Raw genomic sequence first — 5,869 nt, forward strand, 5'->3', positions numbered from 1 at the left:
TCCTGCTCACCGAGCGCGGCGTCGAGGACCAGCTCCGGGAGCTGCGGGCGGCGGGCGTCGAGGACCAGCTCCGGGAGCTGCGGGCGGCGGGCGTCGAGCTCTCGCTCCCCCCGCAACCGCGTCGGTGTAGCAGCTGTAACGGCGAACTCGTCGACGCCGGCGCCGACGAGGCGCCCCCGCACGTGCCCGACGACGCCGAACCGTACCGCTGTCGGGACTGTGGGAAGTGGTTCTGGAGAGGATCACACTGGGAAGACGTCCGGGAGACGCTGGCGACGCTCTGAGCTACTGCCGGGGGCTGTAGTCGTCGCAGGCGTCCATGTCGTCCATGAGGTCCTCGTGGAACCCGCAGTACGGCTGCATGCCGCGTTCGGTCTGGACGTACTCGAAGTGCCGACAGGAGCCGCAGTAGCTGTCCCGGTCCGGGCCGCTCTCGGCGCGGTCGGGCGTGGCGCCGGTCGGCGTCCAGTCGTCGTCACGTCGCGGGGAGTTCGACCCCACCTCGCGAACCTCGCCGGCGGAACCGCCGCCCGCGGCGCCGTCGGACGACCCCGCGGCCGAGTCGCGGTTCTCGCGCCGGGGCGGCTTGGAGCCGACGGAGTCGACGTCGGCGTTCGTGCTCTCGGTCGTCGACGACCCCGGCGAGGGAGTGCTGGGGCCGGCGTCGGCGATCTCGGACTCGTCGACGAACGCCCCGCTGCCGCCCAGATCGTCGATCGTGTCCGTCGACGCCCCGCCGTCGCTGGCCACGCTGCTGTTCCCGCCGCCGGCGCCGGGTCGGTCCGGCGACTCGACGTCGGGCGTGTCGCCGAGGACGCCCATGCTGCTCGAGAACTTCGGGAGCTCCGAGGTCGGCACCTCGATCACCTTCGTCTCGCCCTGGGTCGTCACTTCGACCTGGGCGGTGCCGCCGGGGCTGTTCCGGGACTCGAAGTTGACGATCCCGGTGAACAGACACCAGAGGGTGGTGATGATCCCGGCCGAGTACAGCAGCGCGACCGGCAGCGTCAGGAGCATTCGGCCGTCGAGGCAGTTCGTGCCGACCCACTGACAGGGGTAGGCGTGCGCGAACAGCGCGACCCCGAGGATCGACAGCGCGGCGCCGATTACGGCCGCGGCCCTGGTGCGCCGGCCGGAGGGGAGGACGGAGAAGACCCCCAGGATCGCCGCCGGAACGCCGAGGCCGGCGAGCACCCCCGCCCACTCCCAGGAGGCCGTCAGCGAGTCGAACGGCGTGATCGCCCCCACCACCACGCCGGCGATCGCGAGCAGGCCCCCGACCGCGAACAGGCCCAGCCCCGCGTACAGTCGCCGGAGGCTGGTCTGGAACTCCGCGTCGGGCTTGTACACCTCCGAGAGACTGGTCATGATCGACGCAAGAGGCCCCACGGACAAAAAGCCGTACGTCATACACATATCGGGAAGAATACATTTCTACCCGGGCGGCCGTCGACGCCATCGAAAGCGTTACCGTCCGGACGGGCGATGTGCCGGGTATGAGCGAAGAGGAGACCGAGGAGGAGGCGGCAGAGCCGGCGGTCGAACTCGGCGAGGGGACCGGCGTCGAGGGGGCGCCGCTGGCCCGCGTCGCGGCCCGACTCACCTGGCCACAGGAGCGCAGCCGCATCGTCGAGAAGGAGGGCGACGCCACCATCCGGACGCCGGAGGGCCCGCGGAATCTCGAGGACGTGCTGGCGGAGACCGAGACCACCTACTTCGACACCCGACAGACGTTCGTCGAGGCCGTCGAGTCGGTCGTGGGGCGCGGCCCAGTTCAGACCGAGTAGCGCGGCTCAGAACTCCAGCAGACTCGACTGGAGCCCGGCCGCCATCGTCGATTTCCTTCGCAGTCGCGCCTCCGAGACCGGTAGGTGGGTGCCGATCTTGCCGATCGCCCCCGACAGCGTCTCCGCGGTGCCGTGTTCGCCCTCGAACGCGTGGCGGACGGCCTCCCGAACCTGCCAGACGCCGACGGGGCCCCAGTAGTCGTCGGAGACGTGGCGGAGCACGAGCGCCTTCCCCTGCCGGCCGATATCCGAGAGGTGTTCGAGCACGCCGAGGCGGGCCGCGTAGTACGCCCCCGCCGTCTCGTCGACGTAGCTCGTCCGCCCCTCGAACGTCTCGTGGGCGCTGGCGAGATACGTGCCGGCTTCCGGATCCGGGTTCCAGATGCTGCCGGGCGCCTTCATCTCGACGAGTTCGTACTCCCAGTTGCCGGGCGCGAGGACCACCCAGAAGCTGTTGCCGAGGTACTCGTTGTGGTGGACTTCCACGCTGTCGACGCTCCGGTTGTCGCGGATCGTCCCGCGGAGGTACTGGCCGACGGTGTCGTCGACGGCGGTGATCGACCAGCGCGTCGGGACGAGCTTCCGGTTCTCCGCCTGCCCCAGCGCCCCCGCCGAGAGGATGGTGTTGATCTCGTACACGTCGAACCCGCGGCGGTAGAGGTAGTTGATCGCCCCCTGGGCCTGCCAGTCGTCGTCCTCCAGGGTCTTCTCGACCGGGCGGGGGACGTGGGGGTTCTCCGTGAGGTCGGCGGACTGCGCCGTCGCTCGCGGGCCGACGGGCGTCGCCACGTCGTCGCGGGACACGTCGTACTCCACGTCGGGCCGGCCGTCGAGGCCGACCTCGACGCCGACGGGGCGGTCGGCGATCGCGATCTCGCGCTGGACGCCGGTGAACCCGTCCCAGGCGTCGTGCACGTCGACGCCGACGCCCGTGCGGTTGGAGTTCAGCAGGCTGGTCCGGCGTTCGAACACGTCCGCGATCCCCACGCCCTCGTCGTACCACTCGCCGCTGGTCTCGAAGCGCCCGGCGTCGTCCTCGTGGCCCACCGGCGAGAGGATCCCCGTCGACACCTGCGGGTAGTTCGAGCGGCCGACGAAGATCGACGGCGAGACGCTGCCGACCAGGGAGTCGTCGGTGACGTGCTCCTCGAACCGGTTCTCGAAGGACTCCAGGTGGTCGAGTATCTCGTAGTTCTTCTCCTCGGCGAGGCGCCGCCGCTCGGCGGCCTCGTCCGCCTCGTACTCGAGATACTCGTCGAGTCGCATCGCCCGGAACTCGGCGCTACGTCGGCTTGAAAGTTCTGTGCGCGGCACCCCTCTATGCCGCACACAGGTGGCTAACGGCGTCACGACGGCTCCCTCGGTCGGTGTGTCGCGCTCCCGCCTCGGCCGGACGGGGGGCAGTGCTCAGCGCATGGGGTGGCTGGTCCCGTTCTCGTACTTGAGTGTCGGGGTCGCGCTGGAAACGACTCGGTTCTCGCGGCCTGGAACGAACCGCCTTTACTCGGCGCCCCGGTAGCGCCCCTATGCCGACGGTCACTGTCGACCCCGAGGACGCCCGCGACCGGCTCCGTGAGGCCGGCGTCGAGCTGCTCGCGGGCAACACCGACCACGAGCGCTGGCGGGCCGAACACGGCGACGCCGTCGCCGTCGCCTACGACGACAAGGTCGTCGTCCAGGGGAGTTCACCGACGGACCTCACGCTCCTGCTGAAGGAGGGCGGCGGTCGCGCCCACGTCTACTTCGACGGCGCCAGCCGGGGGAACCCCGGGCCGGCGGCCGTCGGCTGGGCGATCGTCAGCAGCGACGGGGTCGTCGCCGAGGGGAGCGAACGCATCGGGCGCCGAACGAACAACCAGGCCGAGTACGAGGCGCTGTTGCGGGCGCTGCGGGCCGCACGCGATCTGGGGCTCGACGAGATCGACGTCCGCGGCGACTCACAGCTCGTCGTCAAACAGCTCCGCGGGGAGTGGAACACCAACGACCCCGAACTCAAGGAGCTGCGCGTGACCGCCCGGGAGCTGCTCCGGGCGTTCGACCGCTGGGACGTCGAGCACGTTCCGCGGGAGATAAACGAACGCGCCGACGACCTGGCGAACGAGGCACTCGATGACCGATAGCGACCACGAGGCGGCCGACCGAACCGAGGCGCTCGACGCCGACGACACCGAGGAAGAGCGCGTTCCGGACATCCCCGCCGACGCCGTGGACGAGGCCGAGCGACTGACGCGGCTGGCCCGCGCGGCCGAACGCCGCGACGACGACGCGGCGGTCGAGGAGGCCGCCGCCTACCGCGAGCGACGGGCGGCGCTCGTCGCGGATCACGAGTACGAGAGCCGGATCCGCGACGAGGACGACACGCTCGTGCTCTACCCCGAGGAGTGGATGGCGGACGGCGTCGTCCAGCTCGACCGCGTCGAGAACACCGACCGCGGGGTCGAGGTCACGCTGTCCGGGCCGGGCGATCCCGAGCGCTGGCAGGAGATCGCCGACCACAACGACGAGCTCGTCGCCGCCGTCGCCGCCGACGCGCCCGAGCACGAGGCCAACGCGGAATCGGTGGCGGCGTTCGCCAGCAACCACTACGCGAAGCCGATCGAGAAGCTGACCGCCGAGGAGGTACGGGAGTTCCTCGACGAGTACTACCCGCGAAACGCCTGGCCGAGCGAGGCGCAGGCGTCGCTGATCGAGGCGTCCGTCAGAAAACTGTTCGCGGCGGCCGATACCGAGCCGCCGGCGCCGGTCGAAAAGCGGTAAAAGGCGGCCTAGACCTCGTCGTCGACGATGTCGCTGACCTCGTCGGCGCGGCTCTCGTCGGTGACGTACCGGGAGAGCGTCCACTCGAGGCTGTCCAGCACTGCGTCGCGACCCTTCTCGGTGAGGGCGTACTGGTTCGTCCGCTTGTCGAGTTCGCTCTTCTCGACCAGCCCCATCTCGACGAGGTCGTCGAGGTTGGGGTAGAGTCGACCGTGGTTCACTTCCGTTCCGTAGAACTCCTCGAGCTCGCGCTTGATCGCGAGCCCGTACATCGCCTCCTCGGAGAGGATGACGAGTATGTTCTGTTGGAACGCGGTGAGATCTCGTGCGATACCGGGCTGCTCGTCGTTGACTGCTTCTGCCTCTGACATTGTTGATCTGTGGCACTGCCCGCTACCCCCCCACCGTGTACGCGACAGGCCCCCCTTCCCGGGGCGTTGTCGGCGCCGACGCACAGTACGGGGTATTCGTACAGTGCTCGCAACATGTTCTACTCGTCCAACCGTAAAAGCGTTTTCGCCCGGACAGGAACGTCCCGAAAAGCATTTGCCCGGCTTGCCGGAACCTCTGGAGGCATGACGAACCTCTGGGAAGATCTGGAGACCGGGCCGGACGCGCCCGAGAAGATCTACGCGGTTGTCGAGTGCCTCAAAGGCGAGCGCAACAAGTACGAGTACGACAAGGACGTGCCGGGCGTCGTCCTCGACCGCGTGCTCCACTCGAACGTCCACTACCCCTACGACTACGGGTTCATCCCGCAGACCTACTACGACGACGAGGACCCCTTCGACGTGATGGTGATGGTCGAGGACGCGACGTTCCCGGGCTGTGTGATCGAGGCCCGCCCCGTCGCGCTGATGAAGATGGACGACGACGGCGAGCAGGACGACAAGGTCATCGCCGTCCCCAGCGAAGACCCGCGGTTCGACCACATCGACGATCTTGACGACATCCCCCAGCAGACGCTCGACGAGATCGACGAGTTCTTCGAGACGTACAAGAACCTCGAGGCGGGCAAGGAGGTCACGACGCTGGGCTGGGAGGACAAGGACGCGGCGCTCGACGCGATCGAGCACGCCCAAGAGCTGTACGAGGAGACGTTCTAACCAGTCACGGCTCGCGACCCGCCCCGGCCTCCGTGCCGGGGCGGCGGAGCCTGTCGCCGTGACTGTGTGAAAACCAATTGGCTCGCGAGCGGCGGCGACCTCCGTGTCGCCGCCGACGAGCCTGTTGCCGTGACTGTGTGAAAACCAATCGACTCACGAGCGGCGGCGACCTCCGTGTCGCCGTCGACGAGCCTGTTGCCGTGACTGTGTGAGAACCAA

Annotated in this window: 8 protein-coding genes; 5 read left to right on the top strand and 3 right to left on the bottom strand. The window is 69.0% G+C overall.

Features of this window, described 5'->3' with window-relative positions; translation table 11 throughout:
• Window positions 1-284: Mut7-C RNAse domain-containing protein (locus ACP95_RS14730; RefSeq protein WP_237560457.1), on the top strand; the 284-nt coding region annotated here is incomplete at its 5' end.
• Between the two features lies 1 nt (window position 285).
• Here ACP95_RS14730 and ACP95_RS14735 read toward each other — a convergent pair.
• Entirely contained in the window at window positions 286-1,368 is a 1,083-nt protein-coding gene (locus tag ACP95_RS14735) for a DUF7139 domain-containing protein (protein ID WP_049981928.1), read from the bottom strand.
• A 128-nt stretch (window positions 1,369-1,496) separates the two neighbouring features.
• On the opposite strand from ACP95_RS14735, the gene ACP95_RS14740 reads away from it, so the two are divergent.
• Window positions 1,497-1,787 (top strand): DUF5789 family protein, encoded by a 291-nt coding sequence (locus tag ACP95_RS14740; RefSeq protein ID WP_049981929.1) that lies wholly within the window; start codon window positions 1,497-1,499, stop codon window positions 1,785-1,787.
• Between the two features lie 6 nt (window positions 1,788-1,793).
• Here the strand turns inward: ACP95_RS14740 and nreA are convergent, their stop codons facing one another.
• On the bottom strand, window positions 1,794-3,053 hold the full coding sequence (gene nreA, locus ACP95_RS14745) for a DNA repair protein NreA (protein WP_049981930.1): 1,260 nt from the start codon (window positions 3,051-3,053) through the stop codon (window positions 1,794-1,796).
• A 260-nt stretch (window positions 3,054-3,313) separates the two neighbouring features.
• Here nreA and rnhA point away from each other — a divergent pair, with 260 nt between their 5' ends.
• On the top strand, window positions 3,314-3,907 hold the full coding sequence (rnhA, locus tag ACP95_RS14750; protein ID WP_049981931.1) for a ribonuclease HI: 594 nt from the start codon (window positions 3,314-3,316) through the stop codon (window positions 3,905-3,907).
• On the top strand, window positions 3,897-4,544 hold the full coding sequence (locus ACP95_RS14755; RefSeq protein WP_049981932.1) for a DUF7108 domain-containing protein: 648 nt from the start codon (window positions 3,897-3,899) through the stop codon (window positions 4,542-4,544). Before rnhA ends, ACP95_RS14755 begins: the two co-directional genes overlap by 11 nt.
• A gap of 8 nt (window positions 4,545-4,552) precedes the next feature.
• Here ACP95_RS14755 and ACP95_RS14760 read toward each other — a convergent pair whose 3' ends face one another.
• Window positions 4,553-4,915 carry a PadR family transcriptional regulator gene (locus tag ACP95_RS14760; RefSeq protein WP_049981933.1) on the bottom strand — a complete coding sequence of 121 codons (363 nt, stop codon included), beginning with the start codon at window positions 4,913-4,915 and terminating at the stop codon, window positions 4,553-4,555.
• Between the two features lie 204 nt (window positions 4,916-5,119).
• Here ACP95_RS14760 and ACP95_RS14765 point away from each other — a divergent pair, with 204 nt between their 5' ends.
• Window positions 5,120-5,650 (top strand): inorganic diphosphatase, encoded by a 531-nt coding sequence (locus tag ACP95_RS14765; RefSeq protein ID WP_049981934.1) that lies wholly within the window; start codon window positions 5,120-5,122, stop codon window positions 5,648-5,650.
• The last annotated feature ends 219 nt before the right edge of the window (window positions 5,651-5,869 follow it).

The sequence above is a fragment of the Halolamina rubra genome, assembly GCF_000739555.1.
Lineage (GTDB): Archaea > Halobacteriota > Halobacteria > Halobacteriales > Haloferacaceae > Halolamina > Halolamina rubra.

Bases quoted from the DNA above. Each gene is read 5' to 3' on its own strand.
- ACP95_RS14735 (WP_049981928.1), bottom strand. From the start codon at position 1,368: ATGACCAGTCTCTCGGAGGTGTACAAGCCCGACGCGGAGTTCCAGACC.
- ACP95_RS14740 (WP_049981929.1), top strand. From the start codon at position 1,497: ATGAGCGAAGAGGAGACCGAGGAGGAGGCGGCAGAGCCGGCGGTCGAA.
- nreA (WP_049981930.1), bottom strand. From the start codon at position 3,053: ATGCGACTCGACGAGTATCTCGAGTACGAGGCGGACGAGGCCGCCGAG.
- rnhA (WP_049981931.1), top strand. From the start codon at position 3,314: ATGCCGACGGTCACTGTCGACCCCGAGGACGCCCGCGACCGGCTCCGT.
- ACP95_RS14755 (WP_049981932.1), top strand. From the start codon at position 3,897: ATGACCGATAGCGACCACGAGGCGGCCGACCGAACCGAGGCGCTCGAC.
- ACP95_RS14760 (WP_049981933.1), bottom strand. From the start codon at position 4,915: ATGTCAGAGGCAGAAGCAGTCAACGACGAGCAGCCCGGTATCGCACGA.
- ACP95_RS14765 (WP_049981934.1), top strand. From the start codon at position 5,120: ATGACGAACCTCTGGGAAGATCTGGAGACCGGGCCGGACGCGCCCGAG.